26 protein-coding genes are annotated in these 24,175 nt (G+C 66.0%); 11 read left to right on the plus strand and 15 right to left on the minus strand.

Annotation, left to right across the window (positions count from 1 at the left end; all coding sequences use genetic code 11):
• Positions 1 to 11: 11 nt before the first annotated feature.
• From JI664_RS16085 to JI664_RS16095, 3 genes are all read left to right on the plus strand, one after another.
• Positions 12 to 395, plus strand: coding sequence for an HIT domain-containing protein (locus tag JI664_RS16085; RefSeq protein WP_207014786.1), 384 nt, complete (start codon positions 12 to 14; stop codon positions 393 to 395).
• Positions 396 to 488: 93 nt separating this feature from the next.
• Positions 489 to 1,178, plus strand: coding sequence for a haloacid dehalogenase type II (locus tag JI664_RS16090; protein WP_207014787.1), 690 nt, complete (start codon positions 489 to 491; stop codon positions 1,176 to 1,178).
• 51 nt (positions 1,179 to 1,229) lie between these two features.
• Positions 1,230 to 2,447 carry an MFS transporter gene (locus tag JI664_RS16095; RefSeq protein ID WP_207014788.1) on the plus strand — a complete coding sequence of 406 codons (1,218 nt, stop codon included), beginning with the start codon at positions 1,230 to 1,232 and terminating at the stop codon, positions 2,445 to 2,447.
• A 121-nt stretch (positions 2,448 to 2,568) separates the two neighbouring features.
• Here the strand turns inward: JI664_RS16095 and JI664_RS16100 are convergent, their stop codons facing one another.
• A complete protein-coding gene (locus tag JI664_RS16100; protein WP_207014789.1) occupies positions 2,569 to 3,291 on the minus strand; it encodes a helix-turn-helix transcriptional regulator in 723 nt (240 codons plus the stop codon).
• 106 nt (positions 3,292 to 3,397) lie between these two features.
• On the opposite strand from JI664_RS16100, the gene nthA reads away from it, so the two are divergent.
• From nthA to JI664_RS16120, 4 genes are read left to right on the plus strand one after another with little or no spacing between them, the layout of a single operon-like run.
• Positions 3,398 to 3,997 (plus strand): nitrile hydratase subunit alpha, encoded by a 600-nt coding sequence (nthA, locus tag JI664_RS16105; protein ID WP_207014790.1) that lies wholly within the window; start codon positions 3,398 to 3,400, stop codon positions 3,995 to 3,997.
• On the plus strand, positions 3,994 to 4,650 hold the full coding sequence (gene nthB, locus JI664_RS16110) for a nitrile hydratase subunit beta (RefSeq protein ID WP_207014791.1): 657 nt from the start codon (positions 3,994 to 3,996) through the stop codon (positions 4,648 to 4,650). The genes nthA and nthB overlap by 4 nt, the downstream gene beginning before the upstream one ends.
• Complete coding sequence (locus JI664_RS16115) at positions 4,637 to 4,957, plus strand: nitrile hydratase accessory protein (protein WP_286174135.1); 321 nt, start codon at positions 4,637 to 4,639, stop codon at positions 4,955 to 4,957. Before nthB ends, JI664_RS16115 begins: the two co-directional genes overlap by 14 nt.
• Before the next feature lie 49 nt (positions 4,958 to 5,006).
• Positions 5,007 to 5,927, plus strand: a complete 921-nt coding sequence (locus JI664_RS16120) for a DMT family transporter (protein WP_207014793.1) — start codon at positions 5,007 to 5,009, stop codon at positions 5,925 to 5,927.
• 1 nt (position 5,928) lies between these two features.
• On the opposite strand, the gene JI664_RS16125 is transcribed toward JI664_RS16120, so the two are convergent.
• Positions 5,929 to 7,065, minus strand: a complete 1,137-nt coding sequence (locus tag JI664_RS16125) for a WD40/YVTN/BNR-like repeat-containing protein (protein ID WP_207014794.1) — start codon at positions 7,063 to 7,065, stop codon at positions 5,929 to 5,931.
• Positions 7,066 to 7,120: 55 nt separating this feature from the next.
• A complete protein-coding gene (locus JI664_RS16130) occupies positions 7,121 to 7,975 on the minus strand; it encodes a DUF6544 family protein (protein ID WP_207014795.1) in 855 nt (284 codons plus the stop codon).
• Positions 7,976 to 8,117: 142 nt separating this feature from the next.
• Between JI664_RS16130 and JI664_RS16135 the strand changes: the two genes are divergently transcribed.
• Genes JI664_RS16135 through JI664_RS16150 form a run of 4 tightly spaced genes read left to right on the plus strand, consistent with a single transcriptional unit; the run spans position 8,118 to position 10,937 of the window.
• The gene (locus tag JI664_RS16135; RefSeq protein ID WP_207014796.1) at positions 8,118 to 8,729 is read left to right on the plus strand and encodes a TetR/AcrR family transcriptional regulator; all 612 of its coding nucleotides are present in this window, start codon (positions 8,118 to 8,120) and stop codon (positions 8,727 to 8,729) included.
• A gap of 50 nt (positions 8,730 to 8,779) precedes the next feature.
• Positions 8,780 to 10,231, plus strand: a complete 1,452-nt coding sequence (locus tag JI664_RS16140; RefSeq protein ID WP_207014797.1) for a class I adenylate-forming enzyme family protein — start codon at positions 8,780 to 8,782, stop codon at positions 10,229 to 10,231.
• Positions 10,228 to 10,572, plus strand: a complete 345-nt coding sequence (locus JI664_RS16145) for a MaoC family dehydratase (protein ID WP_286174136.1) — start codon at positions 10,228 to 10,230, stop codon at positions 10,570 to 10,572. The genes JI664_RS16140 and JI664_RS16145 overlap by 4 nt, the downstream gene beginning before the upstream one ends.
• Positions 10,569 to 10,937 (plus strand): phosphate acetyltransferase, encoded by a 369-nt coding sequence (locus tag JI664_RS16150; protein WP_207014798.1) that lies wholly within the window; start codon positions 10,569 to 10,571, stop codon positions 10,935 to 10,937. Before JI664_RS16145 ends, JI664_RS16150 begins: the two co-directional genes overlap by 4 nt.
• A 14-nt stretch (positions 10,938 to 10,951) precedes the next feature.
• Here JI664_RS16150 and JI664_RS16155 read toward each other — a convergent pair whose 3' ends face one another.
• From JI664_RS16155 to JI664_RS16210, 12 genes are all read right to left on the minus strand, one after another.
• Entirely contained in the window at positions 10,952 to 12,091 is a 1,140-nt protein-coding gene (locus JI664_RS16155; protein WP_207014799.1) for an amidohydrolase, read from the minus strand.
• Positions 12,085 to 12,267: a hypothetical protein gene (locus tag JI664_RS16160; protein ID WP_207014800.1), complete on the minus strand. Its 183-nt coding sequence runs from the start codon at positions 12,265 to 12,267 to the stop codon at positions 12,085 to 12,087. The genes JI664_RS16155 and JI664_RS16160 overlap by 7 nt, the downstream gene beginning before the upstream one ends.
• Entirely contained in the window at positions 12,264 to 13,853 is a 1,590-nt protein-coding gene (locus JI664_RS16165) for an FAD-dependent monooxygenase (RefSeq protein ID WP_207014801.1), read from the minus strand. The genes JI664_RS16160 and JI664_RS16165 overlap by 4 nt, the downstream gene beginning before the upstream one ends.
• 72 nt (positions 13,854 to 13,925) lie before the next feature.
• Complete coding sequence (locus JI664_RS16170) at positions 13,926 to 14,960, minus strand: 3-hydroxyacyl-CoA dehydrogenase family protein (protein ID WP_207014802.1); 1,035 nt, start codon at positions 14,958 to 14,960, stop codon at positions 13,926 to 13,928.
• Positions 14,957 to 15,874, minus strand: a complete 918-nt coding sequence (locus tag JI664_RS16175; RefSeq protein WP_207014803.1) for a helix-turn-helix transcriptional regulator — start codon at positions 15,872 to 15,874, stop codon at positions 14,957 to 14,959. Before JI664_RS16175 ends, JI664_RS16170 begins: the two co-directional genes overlap by 4 nt.
• Before the next feature lie 164 nt (positions 15,875 to 16,038).
• Positions 16,039 to 16,458 carry an acyl-CoA thioesterase gene (locus tag JI664_RS16180; protein WP_207014804.1) on the minus strand — a complete coding sequence of 140 codons (420 nt, stop codon included), beginning with the start codon at positions 16,456 to 16,458 and terminating at the stop codon, positions 16,039 to 16,041.
• On the minus strand, positions 16,458 to 17,639 hold the full coding sequence (gene boxA, locus JI664_RS16185; RefSeq protein WP_207014805.1) for a benzoyl-CoA 2,3-epoxidase subunit BoxA: 1,182 nt from the start codon (positions 17,637 to 17,639) through the stop codon (positions 16,458 to 16,460). The genes JI664_RS16180 and boxA overlap by 1 nt, the downstream gene beginning before the upstream one ends.
• A gap of 241 nt (positions 17,640 to 17,880) precedes the next feature.
• Entirely contained in the window at positions 17,881 to 19,332 is a 1,452-nt protein-coding gene (gene boxB / locus JI664_RS16190; protein ID WP_207014806.1) for a benzoyl-CoA 2,3-epoxidase subunit BoxB, read from the minus strand.
• A 98-nt stretch (positions 19,333 to 19,430) separates the two neighbouring features.
• Positions 19,431 to 21,089 (minus strand): 2,3-epoxybenzoyl-CoA dihydrolase, encoded by a 1,659-nt coding sequence (gene boxC / locus JI664_RS16195; protein WP_207014807.1) that lies wholly within the window; start codon positions 21,087 to 21,089, stop codon positions 19,431 to 19,433.
• A 138-nt stretch (positions 21,090 to 21,227) separates the two neighbouring features.
• Positions 21,228 to 21,659, minus strand: a complete 432-nt coding sequence (locus JI664_RS16200) for a DUF309 domain-containing protein (RefSeq protein WP_207014808.1) — start codon at positions 21,657 to 21,659, stop codon at positions 21,228 to 21,230.
• Between the two features lie 10 nt (positions 21,660 to 21,669).
• Complete coding sequence (locus JI664_RS16205) at positions 21,670 to 22,482, minus strand: alpha/beta fold hydrolase (RefSeq protein ID WP_207014809.1); 813 nt, start codon at positions 22,480 to 22,482, stop codon at positions 21,670 to 21,672.
• Positions 22,479 to 24,029, minus strand: a complete 1,551-nt coding sequence (locus JI664_RS16210; protein WP_207014810.1) for a benzoate-CoA ligase family protein — start codon at positions 24,027 to 24,029, stop codon at positions 22,479 to 22,481. Before JI664_RS16210 ends, JI664_RS16205 begins: the two co-directional genes overlap by 4 nt.
• Positions 24,030 to 24,175: the final 146 nt, after the last annotated feature.

The raw sequence follows: 24,175 nt of genomic DNA on the forward strand, positions 1-24,175 counted from the left end.
GAGTAACCGCCGTGGCTTATGCCTATGATACCGAAAACATCTTCGCCAAGATCCTGCGCGGGGAGATCCCCTGCAACAAGGTGATGGAAACCGAGCATTCGCTGGCCTTCCAGGACATCCGCCCGCAGGCGCCGCAGCATGTGCTGGTGATACCCAAGGGGCCTTACGTGACTTTCGATCATTTCGGTCTGGAAGCGTCGGATGCCGAAAAGGCGGATTTCGTCACGCTGATCGGCAAGGTCTGCGCCGAGCTGGGCGTCCAGCCGGGCGAAGGCGGCGCGGGCTACCGGGCGATTTCGAATGCGGGCGAGGACGGCGTGCAGGAGGTGCCGCACCTGCATGTGCATATCCTTGCGGGGCGGATGTTGGGCCGCATGGTCCAGTCGGCGGATTGACGAAACGGGGGAGGGGGCTGTCTGCCCCCCTCTTTGCCTTGCGGCAAATTCACCCCCCGAGGATATTTTCCGGATTAAAGATGGGAGGGGGGCATGGCGCGGATCGAGGCTTGCATCTTTGATGCCTATGGCACGCTCTTTGACGTGGGCGCGGCGGCGCGGATCGCGGCGGGCGAGGCGGGGGCCGAAGGCTGGGCCGCGTCATGGCCGCAGATCGCGGCGGACTGGCGGCGCAAGCAGCTTGAATACAGTTGGCTGCGCGCGGTGGCGGGGCATCATTGCGATTTCTGGCAGGTGACGCAGGACGGGCTCGACTGGGCGCTGGCGGCGGCGGGGCTGGACGATGCGGGTCTGCGCGAACGGCTTCTGTCGCTTTATTGGGAGCTTGCCGCCTTTCCCGAAGTGCCCGCGATGCTGCAGACGCTGGGCGCGCGGGGAATGCGGCTGGGTATCCTGTCGAACGGCTCGCCCGGGATGCTGGACGGCGCGGTCAGGTCCGCCGGTCTGCAGGGCGTGTTCGAGTGCCTGCTATCGGTCGAAAGCGTCGGCGTCTTCAAGCCGCATGCGCGGGTTTACGACCTTGTGGGCGAGGCGCTGGGGCTGGCGCCCGAGGCGGTGCTCTTCGTCAGTTCGAATGGTTGGGACGCCTGCGCGGGTGCGGCTTACGGCTTCACGACGGTCTGGGTCAATCGCGACGGGGCGCCCATGGACCGCCTGTTCGGCACGCCCGACCATATGCTGCGCGATCTCTCGGCGCTTCCCGCGCTGCTGGACGGAGCTTAACGCGTGAAATTGGCAGTGGTCGGGCCCGGGCGCGCCAACTAGGCTGCCCGGATGATCCAGATACTCGATTCGCGCTATTCATGGACCCGCCTTGCCGTGACGCTGGCCATCGCCACGGTGGGCAATGTCGGCATGTGGTCGATCATCGCCCTGTTGCCCTCGGTGCAGGCCGAATTCGGTGGCGGACGCGGCGCGGCGTCGATCCCCTATGCGATGACGATGGCCGGGTTCGCCGTCGGCAACCTTGTCTGGGGGCGCGCGCTGGACCGGTTCGGGGTCAGCCGGGCCCTGTCGGGCGCGGCGGTGATGTCGTCGCTGGGCTATGTGCTGGCCGCGCTCAGCCCGACGATGACGCTGTTGTCGCTGGCGCAATTGCTGATCGGGCTGGGTACGGCGGTGTTCTTCGGGCCGCTGCTGGCCGACGTGTCGCTGTGGTTCCGGCGGCGGCGGGGGATCGCCGTGGCGATCGCGGCGAGCGGGAATTACCTTGCCGGTGCGCTGTGGCCCTGGGCGTTGAGCGGGGTGCTGGAAACGCAGGGCTGGCGCGGCGTCTGTCTGGTGCTGGCGGTTGTGGTGCCGGTGCTGGTCATTCCCGGTGCGCAATGGCTGCGCCGTGCGGTTCCCGCCGACAGCCTGACCGCCGCCGCACAGGCGACCGGGCTGGTCCCGCGCCGGGTGCCGTGGTCGCCGCGCGCCCTGATGCTGATCCTTGGCGTGGCCGGGATCGGCTGCTGCGTGGCGATGTCGATGCCGCAGGTCCATATCGTCGCCTTCTGCGTCGATCTGGGCTACGGGCCGGCGGTGGGCGCCGAGATGCTGAGCGTGATGCTGCTGGGCGGTATCGGGTCGCGGCTTGTTTCGGGCTTCATAACCGACCGGCTGGGTGGGATTCCGACGCTGCTGATCGGTTCTGTCGGGCAGATGATCGGGCTCATTTTGTACCTGCCCTTTGACGGGCTGGCCTCGCTTTACGTGGTGAGCCTGATCTTCGGCCTCAGTCAGGGCGGGATCGTGCCAGCGTATGCGATCATCGTGCGCGAATACATGCCTGCGCGTGAAGCCGGGGCGCGGGTCGGTTTCGTGATCATGGCGACGATCGTGGGCATGGCGCTGGGCGGCTGGATGTCGGGCTGGATCTATGACGTGAGCGGATCCTACCAGCTTGCCTTCATCAACGGCATCGCGTGGAACCTGCTGAATATCGCCATCATGATCACGATCCTGCTGCGCAGCCGCCCCAAGCGGCCCGACGGGTTGGTGGCGGCCTGAGCGACGTCCTGTATGAATAAGGGGCGGCACCAGGTGCCGCCCCGTCAGACTAAGGCAAAAGTCATTGAATACGCTCAGGGTAACGACCCGGTGATCGCGTACAACTGTAACTAGTCACAGGTCAGGCCGGAAGAAGGTGGCGCGCGACGGCGATGGCGATGGCCTCGGCCCGCGATCGGGCGGCAAGCTTGCGGCGTGCATTCTCGAAATGAAACCGCACGGTGCGAATGCTGATCTCGGCAGCCTCGGCGATCTTGGCATCGGTCAGGCCCTGCCGCGCATAGGTGAGGATCTCGATCTCGCGGTTGCTGAGCCGGATCTCGGGCGCAATCCGGCCCGAGGCAGACAATTCGCGCAGCCTGTCATGCGTGTGTTCGGCAAGGAATTGCAGCCTTGTGCGGGTTTCGGGATCGGGGTCAGGGCCGGTGCCGACAAGGCAGGCGATGCCCGTATAGCCCTGCGCGCGGTAGATCGGCACAATCAGCCCGTGCGGCAGGCCGAGCTCGGCAGCGAAATCGATCACCTCCCGTTCATCGGGTGAAAGCTGGAAGCCTACGCGCCCGGCGCGCAGGTCGCCGATGGTGAAGGCGCGGCCAAGGCTTGAGATGGCGCGCAGCGTCGGGTCACGTTCGCCGAATTGTCGCTCGAAATAGGCTTTCTGCCAGCGTTGCGGCCAGTTGGTGACAAGGAAATCCGCCGGATAGGGGGCCGAGGGATGGGGCACGGCGCCGATGGCGTAGACCGAGAAGCCGAAGGGCTCCATATGCGTCACCAATTCGGCGCAGGCGGCGGTGACATTGGGCGCGTTGGCCAGCTTCTCGGGGAACTGGAACAGATCTGACACGGGCGGCCGGTCCTTCGGGGTTTGGCGGGGCCGGGCGCGGACCGGCAGGCTTCAACGGCATTGCAGGGCAGGGCGCGCTGGTGTTTTCTGGGGGCAGGAGGCGCCAATGCCGCATGATCATGACAATCATCTCGATCCGATGGAAGCCCGTGTGCGGGCGCTTGAGACGATCCTGACCCGGAAAGGGCTGATCGACCCGGCCGCCGTCGATGCGATCGTCGAGACCTACGCAAGCAAGGTCGGCCCGCAGAACGGGGCTGCGGTGGTCGCGCGCGCATGGACGGATGCCGATTTCGCCGACTGGCTGGCGCGCGATGCGACGGCGGCGGTGGCCGAAATGGGGTTCGCCGGACGTCAGGGCGAGCATCTGCAGGCAGTCTTCAACACGCCTGAGCAGCACAATGCCGTCGTTTGCACGCTGTGTTCGTGCTATCCGTGGACGCTGCTGGGCCTGCCGCCGGTCTGGTACAAATCCCCCGCCTATCGTGCGCGCATCGTGTCGCATCCGCGTGCGGTGCTGGCCGAGTTTGGAACCCGTCTTCCCGAAGCGACGCGCATCCGCGTCTGGGATTCGACCGCCGAGCTGCGCTATCTGGTGGTGCCGATGCGGCCCGAGGGTACCGGGGGCCTGACGCCCGAGGCGTTGGCCCGGCTGGTGACGCGCGAAAGCATGATCGGCACCGGGCTGCCGAAGGTTCCGGCATGAACGGCCCGCAGGATCTGGGCGGGCGCGACGGGTTCGGTGCGGTTCAGCCCGAAGCGAACGAGCCGCTTTTCCATGCCGCGTGGGAAGCGCGCGCGCTGGGGATCACGCTGGCAGCCGGGGCGCTGGGCCACTGGACGCTGGATGAAAGCCGCCACGCGCGCGAAAGCCTGCCGCCGGCGGTCTATTATCAGTCGAGCTATTACGAGATATGGATCCGGGCGCTTGAGGTTCTGTTGCAGCGCCACGATCTGATCGATGCAGACGACCTTGCCGCCGGCGATGCAGCGCCCGGTCCGGCGCATCCCAAACGGCTCGATCCCGCGCGGGTTCCCGCCGTGCTGGCCAAGGGCGGGCCGACCGACCGTTCGCTGACCGCCGCGCCGCGTTTCGCGCCGGGTGACCGGGTCGTCACGCGGTTGCAGGCGCGCGAAGGGCATACGCGGTTGCCCACCTACCTGGCCGGGCGTCCGGGGGTGATCGAAGCCGATCGTGGCGGGCATGTCTTTCCCGACACCAACGCGCATGGCGGCGGAGAGCAGCCACAGAGGCTCTACACCGTGGTTTTCCAAGGCGGGGACCTTTGGGGTACCGATGCGGAACCCGGCAGCACGGTCAGCGCCGATCTGTGGGAGAGCTATCTTGAGCACGCCTGAGCCCGTTCTGGATATCCATGCCGACGCGCCGTTCGACGCGCCATGGCAGGCCCAGCTTTTCGGGCTGACCGTGGCCCTGTCCGAGGCGGGGCTGTTCGGCTGGCCCGCATGGGCAGAGACGCTGGGCGCCGAGATCGCACGCGGAACGCCCTATTGGCCCGCGTGGTTACGCGCGCTTGAGACCATGCTGAGCGAGCGGGACATTGCCCTGCCCGACGATATCGCGCTGCTGGCGGCGCGTTGGCAGGACGCCGCCCATGCAACGCCGCACGGGCAGCCCATCCGGCTGGAAAACGCGAAATGCTGATTTCCGCACTAAGCTGTTGAGATCCGCGTTTCCATGATATGGGCGGATCATGTCCGCAAATTCGCAGATCCAGCCGGTTGCCGGCCCGTCCACCGGTATCGCCACGCTCGGCGTGATCCTTGCCTCGGTCGGCTTCGGCATCGTCCCGCTCTTCGCGCGCGGCCTGACCGAGGCCGGGATGGCGCCGCACGCGGTCGCGATGTACCGCTACCTGCTGGCCAGCGTCGTGATGGCGCCGATCGTCTGGCGCTACAGGCATCATGCGCGGGTGCTGGTCTGGGGGCTGGCCGTGGGCGTGGCGATCGGCCTGGGCTGGGTCGCCTATGTCCGCGCGGTCGAGGTTGCGCCGGTCTCGACCGTGGGCGTCCTGTACATGACTTATCCCGCCTTCACGCTGGTCTTCGCCTGGGCATTGTTCGGCGAGCGGCCATCCTGGCGCGCGGTGATCGGCGCGGGCGTGATCCTGTTGGCCGCCGCGCTGGTCACCACGCCCGGCGCGGTCGCGGTCGAGCATATTCCGGCGTTGCTGTTGTCGCTGGCGGCGCCTGCGGGCTTCGGTTTCGGCATTTCGGTGCTGGTGCACCGGATGACACCCATCCCGGCGCTGGCGCGGATCGGTATTGTCTCGGCAGGCTCGATGCTGGGTCTGTTGCCGCTTCTGTTCAGCACGCCTGTTTCGGGGCTTGTCCCGGCGGACGGTCTGGGCTGGCTTATGGTTGTGGGGGTCGGGCTGGCCACGGCGCTGGTGCCGCAGCTTCTTTACACCGCGTGTTCGCCGGTCATCGGCACCGCCCGCACGGCGATTGCCGGAAGCGTTGAACTGCCGGTGATGTTTGCCATCGGCTGGCTTGCGTTTGATGAAACGCTGCGCCCGGTGCAGATCGTGGCCTGCGCGATGGTTCTGGGGGCGATCCTGCTGACCCCCGCGCGCCAGCCCCGCTCGATCGCGGCCGAGCGCGAGCGTCGATAGCCTAGACCCGGTGCATCACTTCGACGCCCAGAACGGTGGGCAGGTGGCGGGCGATCTCGGTCCAGTGTTCACCATCGTCGGTCGAGGCGAAGACGCTGCCCGAATTGGTGCCGAAATAGATCCCGGCCCGCCGCGCCTTATCGGTCGCCATCGCCTGCCGCAACACCGTGAAGAAGGCGTTGTCGGGCAGCCCGTTGCGCAAGGGCTCCCATCCCTCGCCCGCATTGCCCGAGCGCCAGACGGTCGCCTTGCCGTCGGGCGGCGTGCGCCCGCCCCATTCCGACAGCGGCAGAACATAGAGCGTATCGCTGTCGACCGGATGCGCGGCGACCGGGAAACCGAAGGTCGAGGGCAGGCCGTCCGATATCTCGTCCCACGAGCGGCCCTCGTCGCGCGAGCGGAACACGCCCTGATGGTTTTGCATATACAGGGTGCCGCCATCGGCGCTGCGCGCGATATTGTGGACGCAAGACCCGATCTCGTGCCCGCATTCGCCGGTCACCGGGTTGGGCGTGGTGGCTTGGTTGGTGCGCCGGTTGCGCCGCTCCCACGTCTTGCCGCGATCCTCGCTGGCGAAAAACCCGGCGGCCGAGATCGCCACCATCAGCTTGTCGCCGTCACCAAGGATCGTATGCAGCACAAGCCCCGCCCCACCCGGTTCCCATCCCTCGGCCGAGGGGTGGTTCGACAGGCCCTCGACACGTTCCCATGTCTCGCCCTCGTCATGGCTGGCAAAAAGCGCGGCGGGGCGGGCACCGGCATAGAGCGTGTCGCCCAGCCGGGTGATGACCCACAAGGCATTGATCTGCCCCTTGAATGGCGCATCGGGGGCGGGGCCACGGCCCAGCATCTTGCGGAAATTCTCGTCGGCGGCGAGGTATTCGTCCATCTTGCCATTGGACAACTGGCTTTTCGACCAGCTTGCACCGTGGTCGTCCGACCGGAACACGCCGACGCCTTGCCACTCCCCGCCAGCAGCGGCCCAGATCCGGCCCGTCGCCGGATCGCCGGTGGCGTGATTGACCGGCCAGCCGTCGCAGAACGGCCCGCTGATCGACCATTCCCGGCGTTCGCCGTCGCTGTCCAACAGAAAGAGACCCTTCGTCGTGCCCACGAGCACGGTAACGCTTTCGCCCATCGATTCCACCGCGTTGCCCCCCACAGAATAACACGAGAGCGCCGCTTGTGGCCTGCTATTCGTGCTCGGCCCTGATGAGGGTCGCGCGGAAGAAACCGTCATAATCGGGCGTTCCCCAGAGGTTTCCCATCTCGACCCTGGACGGGATGCCGAAGCCGTTGAAATCCCGCGTTTCCAGAACACGCCCGCCAAAGGGTTGAAGGCGGTACTCGCGCTGCGGATTGGCATTGGACCAGCGCAAGGCAGTGATGGTTTCCAGCGTTCCGTCCGCGTTCAGGGTGATCTCCATCGCCGGCACATCGCCAAAGGCCGCAAGGCTGACACGCGCCGAATCCGGGCCGGTCTGTTCCCATTGTGCGCCAAAGCGGGGCAGGAAGGCGGCGGGGGTCCAGACGCTTTCCAGCAGCGCGCGGGTGCGGGCCGAGCGGCGGTGATCGTCGCTGCCCCCGGCGCGGGCAACCGGGATCACGCCCCAGATGCCGAACCGCGTCCAGCTTCGCCCCTCACCCAACGCCTCATCCTGCCTGTCGTCCAACCCGTCGGACCCGGCGATCCGCATGATCCCGCTGCCCATTGCGGCCTCCCAGATGAAGCCGCCGGGCGTCAGAATCTGACGCGCGGTCATCGGTAGCGGCTGACCGTTCAGAAGAAACGTGCCCTCCATCCTGAGCGTGACCACGCGCGAAAGCGGCGTGCCGGGCCGGATGGCGCGGGCGAAATAGCGTTGTGCGATCTCGGGCAGATCCTGAACCATGGCGGGGTCGTATCGCTCGGGCTCCGGCGCGCGTGCGGCGAGAAGCGCGGCGCGCAGGCGCAAGACCTCCTGCCGGTCGCGCAGGGTCAATCCGACGACCGCAAGCGCCGACAGACCCAGCACCCCAAGCACCCCAATGACAAGACCCTTTAGCATTCCGGCCTCCCGCTTTGCACCGCGATCTTGCGCAGCCGGGCCGCGCTTTGCCTTGATCCTGCGCAAACGGGCAACGCGATCCGGGTTGACTTGCCCCCTGCCAGCCGCAAGATGACAGGCGATTCATGTTTCAGGAGTCTCGATGCCCGATCCCGAACCCCGACGCGGGCCGTCGCAAAAGCCACGCACCCGGCGCGGCAAGGATACCCGCGCGGCGATCCTGCGCGCCGCTGAGACGGTGATCGGCGATGTCGGATTCGCGGCGGCCTCGATTGCGGATATCACGCGGGCGGCGGGCATCGCGCAGGGCACGTTCTATATCTATTTCCAGTCCAAGGACGAAGTCTTCCGCGAACTGGTGGTCGAGATGGGCCGCCTGACCCGTGGCTTCCTGACCGAAGCCGTCGCCGACGCCCCCGACCGCCTGACCGCCGAGCGCCGGGGCCTGCGCGCCTTTCTCGCTTTCGTGGCGCAGCGGCCCGCACTTTATAACATCGTGATGGAGGCGCGCTTCGTCGCCCCCGATGCCTATCGCGATTACTACCAGACCTTTGCGCGGGGTTATGTCCAGAACCTCGCCGCCGCCGTGCAGGAAGGTGAAATCCGCTCAGGCGATGTCGAAACGCGGGCTTGGGCGCTGATGGGAATGGCGATTACGCTGGGCGAGCGATTCGCCATCTGGGACAAGACGAAGGATCTGGATCAAGTGGTCGACGATGTGTTCGACATGCTGGAACGCGGGCTTAAGCCGTGATGCAGGCCGGAACGGATCAACCGGCACGCCCCGGTCACGGGGAGGGCTGAATGGGCCGCATCCCCGATCTTGCCGCGCGGCGCGCGCAGCTTGCGCCCGATGCCCCGGCTTTTGTCGATCACGAAACCGGACGGGTCTGGAGCTTTGCGCAGGTCGATCGGGCCGCCGCGCGTCTGGGCGCGGCATTGCTGGAACGCGTCGCGCCGGGCGCGCGGATCGGCCTTCTCAGCCTTAACCGCCCCGAAGTCTTTGTCGTGCTGTTCGCCTGTCAGAAAGCCGGGCTGATCCTTGCGCCGCTCAACTGGCGCCAGCCCGCGGCGGAACTGGCGCCGGTGGTGGCCGGGATCGACTGCGCGCTGATCCTGCATGACGCGTCCTTTGCCGGGCTGGCCGGGGCGCTGGACCCTCCAAGCCTGCCGCTTGAGATCCCCAAGGACGGCCCCGCGCTTGCCCCCGCCGACGTCGATGAAGAAGCGCCTTGGTACGTGCTCTTTACCTCGGGCACGACGGGAATGCCCAAGGCGGTCATCCAGACCCCGCGCATGGTGGTGTCCAACGCGATGAATATCGCGCAATGCATGCGGCTGACTTCGGATGATCGGACGCTCAATTATCTGCCGCTGTTTCATACCGGTGGCATCAATCTGTTCACCATGCCGATCTTCCTGTGGGGCGGTTGCACCACCGTGCTGCGCAAATTCGATGCGCCCGAGCTTGTCTCGCTGATAGGGCAGGGCGAGGTGACACAGTTTTTCGGCGTTCCGGCGATCTATCAGGCGCTGATGGAGATGGATCTGAGCGCTGTCGATCTGGCATCGTTGCGCGGCTGGGCCTGTGGCGGCGCCGCTTTGCCCGAAGCCACGATCCGTCATTTCGCCGAGCGCGGCGCGCTGATCTGCAACGGCTTCGGCATGACCGAGACAGGGCCGACCGGGTTCTTGCTGGATCGCGACGCGGTGTTGCGCAAGGTCGGATCGGTGGGCAAGCCGCAATTCATGACCGAGGCCCGGCTCGACGGTATTCCCGACGGGCAGCCCGGCACCGGCGAGATCCAGCTGCGCGGGCTGACGGTGACGCCCGGATATCTCGACAACCCCGAGGCAACGCGCGAGGCCTTCACCGCGGATGGCTGGCTCAGATCCGGCGATATCGGCACCCGCGATGCCGAGGGCTATTACCGCATCATCGACCGGATCAAGGATATGTACATTTCGGGCGGTGAAAACGTCTATCCGGCCGAGGTGGAAAAGGTGCTGATTACCCATCCCGACATTCTGGACGCGGCGGTGATCGGCATCCCCGATACCCGCTGGGGCGAGGTAGGCGCGGCTTTCCTGATCGCCCGCAACGACCGGTTGCCTGATCCCGCTGCGCTGTCGGACTGGCTGCGCGAACGGATCGCGGGCTACAAGCTGCCGCGTGTGTTCCATGCGCTGAAGGATTTTCCCCGCACCGCCGCGGGCAAGGTCCGCAAGACCGAATTGCGGAAGCTGCTGCCATGATGCGCGCGGAATGGACGCCGACACAGGCCGAATTCGACGCTTTCGCCAAGGTCTCGGGGGATACGAATCCGATCCATGTCGATCCGGGTTTCTGCCGCGCCACGCCGTTCGGCAGACCCGTGAGCCATGGCATGCTGATCTATGCCCGGCTTTGGCAGATGGTGTCTGTCGCGCGGCCCGGCGCGCGGCACCGGATGCAGGAGCTGATGTTCCCCAACCCTGCCTATGCCGACGAGCCGCTGGTTCTGGAACTCAGCGAGGCGGGGACATCCCTGCAGGTCAGCGCGACGCGCAAGGCGGACGGCGCGGTCTGTCTGCAGGGGCTGGCGGTGCTGGCATGATCGTGGGCGATCATGCGCAGGTCACCCGGCGCTTCGGCGCTGCGGATGTGGCCGATTTCACCGCGCTGATGGGGCAGGCCGGGCCGTCGGACCCCAAACCCGCCGACACGGTGCCTGAGCCGCTGATCGGCGCGTTGTTTTCCTATCTTCTGGGGGTCGAGCTGCCGGGTTTCGGCACCAATTACCTCAAGCAGAGCCTGCATTTCCACGCTCCGGCGCCACTCGACACGTGGCTGACCGCGCGGGTTCAGATTACCCGGCTGCGGCCTGAGAAGCGGCTGGTCGATCTGGCGACCACCTGCCACGCGGCGGATGGAACGCTGATCTGCGACGGCCGAGCGCTGGTTCTGGCCCCGTCGGGTTGAGCGTTCCGGGGCGCTCAGCCCAGCAATTCTTTGATCGCGCGGTGAAAGATCCCGATGCCCTGGGGGATCAGCGTGTCGGGGAAATCGTAGGTCTGGGTGTGCAGCCCCGGAACTTCGCGCCCCGCGCCCAGCAGCAGCATCGCCGATTTCGATACCGATCCGAAGCGTCCGAAATCCTCGGAGGCGCGCATCGGCAGGTCGCCGGTCTCATGCGCGATGCCCTGCGCCTCAAGCGCGCGGGCCAAAAGCGCGGCGGCATCGGCATCGTTGGTGCAGGCGCTGAAACGGTCGTGGATCTCGAACTCCACGTTCAGACCCGACGCCGTGGCCTGTTCGCGCGCAAGGCTTTGCGCCTGATCCAGCAGCGCCTCAAGATCGCTGTCGCCCAGCCCGCGCAACGTCACCCAAAGCTCGGCCTCGCCGGGCGCGATGCCGAAGGCCGGCTCGCCCATGCGCAGATGCGTGATCGTCGCCAGCCTGAACCCCGGGCCCATCGCCCCGCCCGGCCCCATGGCGCGCAGCCCGTCGATCAGCCGGGGCAGGGCGGGGGTCGGGGCCTTGCCGTCTTCGGGGGTCGAGGCATGGGCCGTGGCGCCCGTAAACCGGATTTTCAGCCCCGCGGACGCGCAGTTCATCGGTCCCGGAGCAATCCACGCCTGTCCCAGCGCGATGCCGGGCATGTTGTGCAAGCTCAGCGACCAGTCGGGGGTCAGAGCTTCGAAACGTGGATCGCCCATCACGGCTTTTGCGCCCGATCCGTCTTCCTCGGCGGGTTGGAACATCAGCACGACGCGCCCGCGCTCGGGCCGGTTGCGCGACAACAGGCGCGCCAGTCCCAGCAGGATCGTCATATGCCCGTCATGCCCGCACAGATGCCCGACGCCCGGCCTTTCGCTGGCATGCGGCATGGCGCCGAGTTCCACGATCGGCAGCGCATCCAGCTCGGCACGGATCATCAATGTGGGGCCGGGCTGCGCGCCGTGATAAACAGCCGCGACGCCGTGACCGCCCAAGCTCGTCACCAGATCGTCAGGCGCAGGCAGGGCCTCGGCGACACGCTCCGCGGTCCCGGCTTCTTGCCCCGAGACTTCGGGCTGGCGGTGCAGGGCGTGGCGGAACGCGGTCAGCTCGACCATATCGGCATTGGTCAGCATTTTGCGCGCTCCAAATCTTTCGAGCATTCCCGAATTAAATCAAGCGCCCGTTCCGTATCCCCCAGCTCATGCGCAAGCGCCAGCGCGAGCTTGGCCAGATAAAGCGGTGCGGCATCGACCCCGACGGTATCGAGCGTCCGGGCGAGGGCGTCGTAGAGGGGTTCGGCGCGGCTCATGGGCGGTCCAGCATCTGTGTCATCCACGCAAGGATGGCGTCTGCATCGGTGCGCGTCCAGTGGGCCGCGACATGCAGGTCGGGGCGAATGAGCCACGCGCTGCCCTTTGGCGCGTTCCACGCCGACCCCGGCGGCAGCGACAGGATCGTCAGCAAGGGATGCTGGATCTCGGGCGCGGCGCCGAAGGTGACAAGCGTGAAAAGCGGTCCCAGATGCTGCGACAGGAAGCCGCCGCCAAGTCGCGCATCGGATATCATCGCGCCCGGCAGCGGGCCGTCTTGCAAGCCCGGTTCGGCGCCGTCCGACGCGGTCAGCGGGCTGTCGGCATAGGTATAGGGCGCCATCTGCCGGGGATTGGCCAGCTCGCCCGCCCAAGGGTAACGCAGCGCAAGCGACAGCGCCGCGTCCCGCATCAGCGTCCAGCCGAAGCTGGGCGGGGTCATGAAACGCGCGCTTTTCGAGGCATTGGCGAAGACGTCGAGCGTGGCGCCGCGCCGCTCGGGCGTGTAGCTGTCGAGGATCGCGTCGCCCGCCTCGCCACGCAGCGACAAGGCCAGTTTCCAGCCGATATTCTGCGCATCCGCCAGCCCGCTATTGAGGCCGCGCACGCCGAAAATCGGCACGATATGCGCGCTGTCGCCGATGAAGAAGACCGGCCCCGCACGGTAATCGTCCAAGGCCAGCGTGTTGGCGGAATAGACCGACCACCATTCAAGCTGCCACTCTGCTGTTTCACCGATCTCGTCCAGAACGCCCTGCACGGCGGCGCGGACGGTGGCTTCGCGCGTCGCTTCGTCGGCGGGTTCGTCCGGGTCAAGCTGATAGTCGATGCGCCAGATATCGTCGGGCTGGCGGTGGATCAGCACGGTGCCGCCCGGGCGGCAGGCGGGGTCGAACAGCGCGCGACGGATCGTCGGGTAATCATGCGCCATGCGGATATCGGCGATGACGTAGCGGCCCTCGTAATTCTCGCCCTTCAGTCGCAGCCCCAGCATCCGCCGCACCGAAGAGCGCGCGCCATCCGCCGCCAGAACCCAGCGCGCGGGCTGGGTATAGGGGCCGTGCGGGTCGGTCAGGGTCAGCGTCGCGCCATCGGGTTGCGTCTCGATCCCCTCAAGCCGGGTCTGCCAGCGGGTTTCGATCAGCGGCGCGCGCGCGACGGCGTCCCACAGAAACTGCTCGATATATTGCTGTTGCAGGTTGTACATCGGGCGAAAGCGATCGTCCGGCCCGTCGGGCATGGTGAATTCAAGGATCTGCCGGCCCTGAAAAAAGCTGCGCCCGGTGGTCCAGGGCAGGGACTTAACCATGAACGGGTCCAGCGCGCCGATCCGGTCGAGGATATGATAGCTCGCCCGCGCGATGCAGATCGCGCGGCTGCCGTCGTTGAACGTGTCCTTGGCGTCGATCAGCAGGCTGCGCTGCCCGTGGCGCGCCAGTTCCAGCGCCGCGACCATGCCCACCGGCCCGGCGCCGATGATGGCCACCGGCACGGAAGCGCCGCGCGGGGCGTCCGGTCCCGGCGCGTCGAAATGCGGATAGGTGAAATAGAGCGAGTCATGCTCGCCGCGACCGTCGGGCCTCATGCGCCTCTCCTGCGTAACCTGCGGGACCCTGAACACGGTGTCACCGCGCCTTAGCCTCGGCCAAACGGGGGATCAGCCCCGCCCGGTATGAAACAGCACGCCGCCTTTCGCGGCGGGAAACCCGCAGGCCAGAACCGAGACCAGATCGACCACGGCGGGATCGACCACCAGCGCGCGGCCCGCGCGGATCAAGGCGTTGACCAGACGGAGTTGGATCTCGGCTTCGGGGATTTCACGCGGGGCAAGTCCTGCGAAATGCGCCTCTTCGCGGGCGAGATCCTCGATCAGCGGGTCAATCACGCGCCCGCCCCCGCCCGGATACCGATACCAGCCGACGCCGCCCTTGCGGCCCAGCCGCCCCTCGGGGACCATGCGGTCGATCACCGGCAGATCATGGCCGGTGACGCGGTGGCGGGCATGGGCGCGGTCGAGCCCGCGCAGATCCTGCGCCGCGCAGGGGCCAAGCGCGAAACCATAGGCTTCGGCGGCGGCGTCGACCTCCCACGGGGTGGAACCCTGAAAGACGAGCGCTTCGGCCTCGTCTTCCAGCGCGGCGATGAGTTTGGCGCCCAGAAACAGCGGCACGACAATCGGCAACGCCCCCAGCGCACGGGCGAAACCCACCGCGCGTGGGTCCGAACCCTTGGCGATTTCGATCAGGTCGATGGCGGGCGGCGGGGCGTCGGTGTCGATCAGCGCCACGGGGCCGCGCAACCCGTCCTTCAACGCGCCAAGACTGACGCCGGGGCCAAGGCTGACGCGCAGCGCTTCGGGGGCGATGCGGGCCATTTCGCTCAGCAAGGCCAGCCGCAGGCCGATATCCCCTTCCGAGGCTTCGACGATGACCTCCGCGCTTTCGGCCGTGGCGCTGTCGGTCGTCAGCGTGATGCCGTCCAGCCGCCCGGCCCGTGTCAGTGCGTCGCGGGCGCGGGTCAGGTCCCAGTCATCGGCTTCGATCAGCGCGACTTCGGCGCCCGCCGTGACCATCGCTACGGCCAGCCCCAGCGCCTGCGGGCTGCCGCCCGCCACCGCCGCGCGGGACAGCGGCATCGCCTCGCCCTGCGACAGCCGGGCGCGGATCTGGGCGAGATGGTCGGCAGGGCTCAAGACAGGAAGCCGCGCTCGTCAATGAGCGCCAGAAGATCGGACACGGAGTCGTCGACGCTGCGCCCGGACGTGTCGAGCTTGGCGCGGGCCTGATCGTAGAGCGTCTCGCGGCTGGTCAGGATGAACTTGAGCTGGTCCATCGCTTCGGGATTGCCGGCCATGGGCCGCAGATCGCCCTGTTCGCGCACGCGCGTCATGTGCTCGGCCGGGGACGCCTTGACCCAGATCGTGTGGAAATGGCCCAGCAACGTCTTGTAGGTCTCGGGTTCCGAGACGATGCCACCGGCCACGGCAAGGATCATCGAATCGTGCGTGGCGATGATCCGGCCAAGCGCCTGCGCTTCCAGCCGGCGGTAGCCTTCCTGCCCGTAGAAGGCCATCACCTCGTTGACGGGCATGCCCGCCTGATCTTCGATCTCGCGGTTCAGCTCGACAAAGGGCAGGCCCAGCGTTTCGCCGACCTTCATTCCCAGCGTTGATTTGCCCGCCCCGCGCAGGCCGATCAGCGCGATGCGGTGGCGGCGCGCCGTGGCTTCGGGCTGCGGCGACAGGATTTCGAGCACCTTCGCGCGCCGGTCATTCGGGGCGCGGCGATAGAGATCGGCCACCTGCAGCGCTTCGGATGTCCACGGGTCCTCGTCGCCGACCAGCCATTCGATCCGGTGATCCAGCGCATCCGCCACGCGCTGCAGAAGCCCGATCGAGATATTGCCTTCGCCCGCTTCCAGCAGCGCCAGATAGCGCGGCGACACGCCCGAGGATTCCGACAGCACGCGGCGCGGAATCCCCTTGAGTTCGCGCGCCTTGCGGACCCGTTCCCCCACGCGCAGGATCAGCGCCCGGGCCGCGTCTTCGCCAAGGCTGCCGGTATCGGAGGAAACGGCTTCGCCGCGGAAGTTGGTGATCTCGGACATAGGGTCGGCTGGCCAGACGAAAACGGGTGTATCAGTGGCGTCCGGCACAGCTTTGGCGCGACTGCGCCGCGCAGATCGCGCCGGACGGAACAATATTGCATAACCCTAGGCGATGCGTTTGGCCCAAACAATAGGCAACGGGGCCACCTGAGTGGCGTTTTGCACTATTCTGCTGAGGGTTCGAGATGGGCTTCGATCAGCGCGCGCACGGCATCCGGCGGCGGCGCCTTGGTAAAGGTCCGCGCATCGGTGAAGACGCAGGTGAAACGCCCCTCAAAGCAGACCGCCCCGTCCTGCCGCCCGATCACCCGCCAGTCGATCGAGGTCAGTCCCAGCCGCGTCGGTGCGACATCGCAGATCAGCCGGTGGCGCGGCGTGATCGGTGCGCGGAAGTCGAGATTCATGTTGACGAAGGGCGAGCCGAAGCCGTGGTCCATCTCCATCTGATACCAGCCGCCGCCGAAACGGTCTTCCCACCAGCCGTTGATCGCATCCAGCGCGAACCACGGGATCCGCGCCGTGTAGACGATATTCGCGGGGTCGCAATCGCCCCACGCGACGCGGATCTCGTGCTGATAGGTCATCAGTAGGTTTCGACGTGGTAGCGGCCCTCGTCGCGCATTGCGTCGCGGGTGGCCTCCCAGGCCTGTCCGGTGCTTTCGCTGATCGAGCGGAACGCCTCTTCCACGCCCTGCTCCATGCCGCGCAGACCGCAGATGTAGATATGCGTGTTCGGATCGGCCAGCAGGTCGGCGACCGCATCCTGCTCGTTCATCATCCGGTGCTGCACATATTCCTTCTGCTCGCCGGGCTGACGGCTGAAGACGAGGTGCTTTTTCAAAAGCTGCTCGGGCACTTTGCCCAAGGGGCCGAAATAGGGCAGCGAGTCGGGCGTGCGGGCCCCGAAGAACATCGTCATGTCGCCCGCGCCCGCGGCTTTCGAGCGCTGACGCCGCATAGTGAACGCACGGAACGGTGCCGAGCCGGTGCCGGTGCAGACCATCAGCAGCCGGGCCGAGGGGTCTTCGGGCATCAGGAAGGTCGCGCCGAACGGGCCGGTGACCTTGATCTCGTCGCCGATCTTCAGGTCGCAGACATAGTTCGAGCACAGGCCCTTGTCCTCGCGCTTCACGGTCAGCGAGAGGTTGTTGTAATTGGGCCGTTCGCCGTCGCGCGGGCTCGACACCGAATAGAGGCGCGGCAAATGCGGCTTGCCGTCGGCATCGGTGCCGGGCGGGAGGATGCCGATCGACTGGCCTTCGAGCACCGGAAAGGGCTGAGCGCCGAAATCGAGGATGATGTGGCGCACGTCCGAACCCGATTCCTCGGAGGTCAGGCGGTAATTGCCGGTCACCCGCGCGGTCGCGGGCTTGCCCAGATTGTACAGGTTCACCGAGGGCTTCGCGGCGCTGGCGGGCGCCTTCGACTTGCCGCCGGCGCCGGCATGGGCTTCGGCCAGCAGCGCGGCCATCGCGTCATCGAGCGCCTCGACGCCCGAGGCCTCGCCGATTTCTTCCTGCGCGGGCAACTCGTCCCACTCGAATTGTTCGTCCAGCGAATAGGGCGTTTCGACCACGCGCCATTCGTCGATCGAGCCGGTCGGGCAGACCGGGATGCAATCCATGCAGAAATCGCATTTCTCGGCATCGACGACGACGTTGTTGTCGTCATGGGTGATCGCCTCGACCGGACAGGTCATCTCGCAGGTATAGCAGCGGATGCAGATTTCGGGGTCGATCAGGTGCTGTTTGAGGGGCTTGTTCATGCGCTTGGCTTCCGGGGGTGCAGCACCGTCTCGGGCAGACGGTTCAGTTCGAGGAGGCTCCAGCAGCGCCCGGTGCAATCGGGGCAGCCGAGACAGGAACCTGGCTTGAGGGCATGGCGCTTGGCGTCAAGGGCAGTGCGTTCGACGGGCATCGGGACCTCCCTTCCGTTTGCCTTGCTGTCGGGGCGGAGACGCTCGGGTCCCCGCCCCGCAAGGGTGGGATGTCATCCCACCATCGGCCTTAAGCCATGTACAGCTTCACATACTCGAAGTCGCCGGGCTTGTTGTCGATGCCGACTTTCGGCGGGGCGATCCAGCTGGCGAACTGACCGGGCTCGGTGACCGGCTTCATCAGCGACTGGATGAAGTCGCCATCGGCATGGGTCGGCAGCCAGTCGTTCTTGCGCTTGTCGTATTCTTCGCCCGACAGAAGGTTGCCATCGGGGTCGAAGGTCTTGCCCGAGAACACGCCGATCTGGCGGTGGAAGCTTTCATGCGGCAGCTTGAGTTCGAACTCGATCCCGGATTTCTCGATGATCTTGTTCCAACGGCCGACGCCGCCCGCCGCATCGCGGGTGTAATCGTCGCGCAGGCGCATGTTGATCGCGGTCAGCGCCGGCACTTCGTGGCGCACGAGCTTGCCGTCGACAAAGTCCCACACAGGATAGGTGTCGTTCTTCAGCTGGTGATCGTCTTTCAGCCGGTGCTCCATGTACCGGCCTTTGATGCCTGCGTTGAACGCGTTGGCGGCGTTGGTCGAGACTTCCTGACCAAACAGGTCCAACGACAGCGTGTAGTGCAGGTTCAGCTTCTTCTGGATCGTCGGCAGGTCGATGACGCCCAGATCGCGGATCTTGTCGATGTCATAGGGGTCGGTGATGCCATTGGCGTTCATCACCTCGCACGTCTTCTCGATCGTGCGGCCCACGCCGGTTTCGCCCACGAACATGTGGTGCGCTTCTTCGGTCAGCATGAAGCGGCAGGTGCGCGACAGCGGGTCGAACCCGGACTGAGCGAGCGACTCCAGCTGCATCTTGCCGTCACGGTCGGTGAAATAGGTGAACATGAAGAACGACAGCCAGTCGGGCGTTTCCTCGTTGAAGGCCCCCAGCATGCGCGGCGCTTCTTCCGAACCCGACGAGCGGACCAGCAGATCGTCGGCCTCTTCACGGCCATCCTTGCCGAAGTACTTCTGCAGCAGATACACCATCGCCCACAGGTGACGGCCCTCTTCCACGTTGACCTGGAACAGGTTGCGCATGTCGTAGAGCGACGGCGCAGTCAGGCCGAGGAAGCGCTGCTGCTCGACCGAACCCGGCTCGGTATCGCCCTGAATGACGATCAGGCGCTTGAGCATGTTGCGGTATTCGCCCGGAACTTCCTGCCACGCGGGCTGGCCCATATGTTCGCCGCAGGGGATGACACGGCCCTCGACCTCGGGCGCCAGCAGAACGCCCCAGCGGTATTCCGGCATCTTCACGTAGTCGAACTTGGCCCAGCCTTTCGGGTCAACCGAAACGGCGGTGCGCAGATAGACCATGCTCTTCTGGAAGTTCTGCGGGATCAGGTCGTTCCACCAGTTGATGTAACCGGGGTGCCATTTCTCGAGCGCCTTGAGCACGCGCTTGTCCGACGACAGGCCCACATTGTTGGGGATCTGGGTGTCGTAGCTGACATTGATGAGGTCGATCATGGGTTCTCCTCCAGGGGATGGTGCGTGCAATCACGCACCCTACAGTGTTGGCCTGATGCGGTGACGTTGTAGGGTGCGTGCTTGCACGCACCGCTGCGTCAAACGCGCTGCATGTTGTAATCGCCGCGCACGCCCGTGCCGTAGCGCTGCAGCGCGCCGTCGGTGCCGGTGGCGTTGGGACGGTTGAAGATCCAGTTCTGCCACGCGGTCAGGCGACCGAAGATCCGGGTTTCCATCGTCTCGGGGCCGGCAAAGCGCAGATTGGCTTCCATGCCGGTCATCGCGTCGGGGCTGAACGAGGCACGCTCTTCCATGAAGATGCGGATCTCGTCTTCCCAGTCGATGTCGTCGAAGGCTTCGGTCACAAGGCCCGCTTCCATCGCGTCATCGGCTTCCATCGCCTCGCCCAGCTTGCCCTTGAGCGTCTCGACCGCCTCGGGCTCGCCCAGAAAGCGGGTTTCCAGACGGGTCAGATCGTTGCCCATCGGGAAGGGGCCGAAATTGCCCTCGGAAAGCGTGACGGTGGCGACCGGGCGGTTGTCGCCTTCGAACTCGCCATCCATCATGTAGCTGCGGTCCGAGGCCCAGAGCAGTTCGGCGAGGAAGCCCGCATAGCACGAGCCGTTCTCGACCAACGCCACCAGCGACCGCGAGGTCACGTCGACGCGCTTCAGGACGCGCTTCCAGTATTGCAGGATCTCGCCCGCCAGCCAGTGATCCTTGTTCTCCAACATGAAGGCTTCATGCGCCAGCACGGCTTCCGCGTCGCCCTGCGTGCGGAACGCCACAAGGCCCAGTTCCATCTCGTTGAGGCGCAGCTCAAGGATCGCGTCGTCGAATTCCCGCGCAAGGCGCAGCATCCACGACTGATCGCCCTCGGCGACCAGATCCTCGACCGAGGCCGGGACGTCGCGGTCGGGGCCGTTCAGCGTGATAGTGACCTTGCGGCCTTCGCGGTCCACATCGACCTCGACCAGCGAGTAGTGGATCGAGCCGTTGTCATCGATCGTCTTTTTCAGCGGGTTCAGCGCAATGCCGGTGCCGGTCGCCTTATCCGAGGCGGCGGCGAATTCCTTCGCGCGCTCGGCGACGATGTCGTCGAATTTCGAGGTCGCGACGACCTCGTCCACCAGCCGCCATTGCTTGGCGCGCTTGCCCTTGATGCCTTCTTCCAGCGAGCAGAAGATGTCGGCCAGATCGCGGCGCACCTTGCGCTTGTCGGTGACGCGGGTCAGCCCGCCGGTGCCGGGCAGCACGGCCAAGAGCGGCACTTCGGGCAAAGCCACGGACGAGGTGCTGTCATCGACCAGCATGATGTGGTTGCAGGCCAGCGCCAGCTCATAGCCGCCCCCGGCGCAGGCGCCTTTCACGGCGGCGACGTATTTCTGACCCGAATCGGCTTCGGCGGCTTCGAATGTGTTGCGGGTCTCGTTGGTGAATTTGCAGAAGTTCACCTTGTGGGCATGGGTCGCGCCGCCCAGCATGCGGATATTGGCCCCGGCGCAGAACACCTTGTCCTTGCCCGAGCGCATGACGACCACCTTCACCTCGGGATGTTCGAAGCGCATACGCTGCACAACATCCGCCAGCTCGATATCGACGCCCAGATCGTACGAGTTCAGCTTGAGCTGGTAGCCGTCGAACAGCCCGCCATTCTCGTCCACATCCATGGTCAGGTTGGCCACGTCGCCGTCGTAATCCACGCGCCAGTGGCGGTACATGGACGGGTTGGTCTGGAAGTCGATTCGCTTGGTCACTGGGGGTCCTCCCTGGAATCCGCCGGCTGCCTTGTGGATTGCACAATAATGCCGACGAGGTGAGCGGTAAATACCTAAATTGGCCGTTTCAATGCATCATATCGCCGATTGCGCGGGCGTTGTCACGCAAAAATAGCATTATAATGCACTTTCTTGCTCCGCTTGCTGGCGCATCGAGGCGACTCGGGGCCGTGTTACGCCCATCACGGCGGCGTTGCCGGGGCCGAAAGCCTCGGACAGCGCGGCATTGGCAAGCGGCAGGATCCGCGACGCCGCCTGCGCACGCCCCATCCGGGCCTTCAGGGCGGCATTGGCAAGCTGGATCAGCCCGCGCAGCAGGTGGCGTTCCGCGCTGGCCGGGGGCAGGGCCATCCAGACGGGCTCCCAGATTTCGTGGGCTTCCCAGTAATAGCGGGCCGCGAAAGCCTCGAACCCGGCGCTGAAGGCCGGGCTTCGGGCCAGCCGTTCCGGGTCGTCGCTGTCGAGCCCGACGCGCAGCGGGGCGAAGATCGCAGGGTCCGGGCGCGGGTTACGGCCCGGATGATGCGGCGCGTCGGGAAAGTCGATCATGCGCGCGCGGTCATGCCCCTTCGGGCATGGCCGCCTCGTGCGCCATGAGCCGCTGCGCGAAGAACGCGACCGCATCCAGCACCGCCTGCGGCTGGTCGATATGCGGGGCATGGCGGCAATCGTCGAGCGCCAGCACATCCACGGGCGCATAAGAGCGGGTGGCGATCTCGTCGACCTGCTTCATCGTCCCGTACTGGTCCTGATGGCCCTGGATCACCAGCGCCGGGATACGCAGATAGTCGATGACCTCGCTGACATCCCAGCGCTTGAAATCGGGATTGAGCCACGCGTCGTTCCAGCCGCGGAACGTCGCTTCCGGGTCGCGGTGATACTTGCCCATCTTTGCCGCCATTTCGGGGCCGAACGCGGCACCCGCGCGGGCGATTTCCGCAAGGCCCATCTCTTCGGTGAAGACATGCGGCGCCATCAGAACGATCCCGCGGGTGCGAAAATCCTCGACCCGTCCGGCATATTCCAACGCGATGGTCGCGCCGTCGGAATGGCCCATCAGGATCACGCTGTCCGCGCCAATCGCGTCCAGCACGTCGGGCATCACGCCGGTTGCCTGCCGGGTCATGTAATCGACCGGGAAGGGCAGGTCGCCCGCTTCCGACTGGCCGTAATTCTCGCGCGAGAAGGCGAAGACGCCCAGCCCCGTGGCCTGCGCCAGTTTCTCGGGGAAGTCGCGCCATAGCGCCAGCGATCCCAGCCCCTCGTGCAGAAGCACGATCACCGGGCCCGCGTCGCGGTCGCCCCAGCAGGCCCATTCCAGATCCTTGCCGCCCGCTGTGAAGCGGCCTTTTCCAGCGTTCCAGTCGATCATTCCGCAGGCTCCGATGCGCGTAGCTTGAAGCGCTGGATCTTGCCGGTGGCGGTCTTGGGAAGTTCGTCCACCACCGAGACCCAGCGCGGGTATTTCCACATGCCGATCTTGGCCTTCACATGCTCTTTCAGCGCGTCGAGATCGATCTCGGCGCCCTCTTTCAGAACGATGAAGGCGGCGGGTTTGATGAGGTCTTTCTCATCGGCGCGGGCCACCACGGCGGCTTCGAGGATGCCGGGGAATTCCACCAGCGCCTGTTCCACTTCGAACGGGCTGACCCAGATGCCCGAGACCTTGAACATGTCGTCGGTGCGGCCGCAATAAACGAAGCGGCCTTCCTTTGTGCGCTCGTATTTGTCGCCGGTGCGGGTCCAGTGTCCCTGAAAGGTGCTCATGCTTTTCGACCGGCGGTTCCAGTAGCCTTCGGCGCTGGACGGGCCGCGCACCAGAAGTTCGCCGACATCGCCCTCGGCCACGTCTTCGTCGTGTTCGTCGACCAGCCGCACCTCGTAGCCCGGCACCGCGACGCCTGACGTGCCATAGGCGATGTCGCCGGGGCGGTTGGACAGGAAGATGTGCAGCATTTCGGTCGAACCGACGCCGTCGACGATCTCTGCCGCCCACAGCTTTTCCCAGCGTTCGCCGATATCGCGCGGCAGCGCTTCGCCCGCCGAGGTACAGATCCGCACGCAATGAACGGGCGCGGTGCCCGCCTTTTCCTGCGCCGCCACGAGGGCCGCGTAGAGCGTGGGTACACCGCAGAAGATCGTCGGCTTTTCCTGTGCGAGAATGTCGAATACCGCGTCAGGGGTGGGGCGCCCGCCGAACAGAACGGTGGTGGCGCCCACCGACATCGGGAAGGACATGCCGTTGCCCAGACCATAGGCGAAGAACAGTTTCGCGGCGGAAAACACGGTGTCGTCTTCGCGAATGCCCAGCACCTGCGCGCCGAACGTGTCCGAGGTCGCTTTCAGGCTGGAATGTACGTGGCGCACGCCCTTGGGCACGCCCGTCGATCCCGAGGAATAGAGCCAGAAGGCCAGTTCGTCGGCCTCTGCATCGACCGTGTCGACCGGCTGCGCGCCGTCCATGAAGGTGTCGTAGCTGACGCATTCGGTGCCGTCGCAATCGCGGGCCTTGCCGATCACCACGACCGCGCGCAAGAAGCGGTTGCCGTCGATCGCGGGTTTCACCGTGTCCCAGAGCTGTTCCGAGACGACAAGGATCGAGGCGCGGCTGTCATTGAGGATCGATTCGTAGACCGAAGCGGAGAGCAGCGTGTTCAGCGGCACGGGGATCGCGCCGGCCTTCATCGCGCCCCAGAACACCACCGGAAACTCGATCTGATCGCGCACGATCATCGCGATCCGCTCTTCGCGCCGCACGCCATGCCGCTCAAGCGCGCCGCCAAAGCGCGCGGCCTGCTCGGCCAGTTCGCCATAGGTCAGGCTGCGCTTTGCGCCGTCGGCCTCGCGGAACGCGGTCTTGGCTGCCCGGCCTTCGTCCAGGTGGCGGTCTACGAAATAGACGGCTGCGTTTTCGTTCATGCTGTTCTCCTCCCGCGCGGGCACGGCCTCTCCTCAGGCCGGGCGCGAGTCGCGCCGCCGCTATGCTATATAGTGCAACTTCGGCGGGGGAATGCAAGAGTGATATCCATGGTGTGCATTTTGTTGCACAAGCTTAACCGGGCCGC

The organism is Rhodobacter sp. NTK016B (assembly GCF_017303295.1).
Lineage (GTDB): Bacteria > Pseudomonadota > Alphaproteobacteria > Rhodobacterales > Rhodobacteraceae > Pararhodobacter.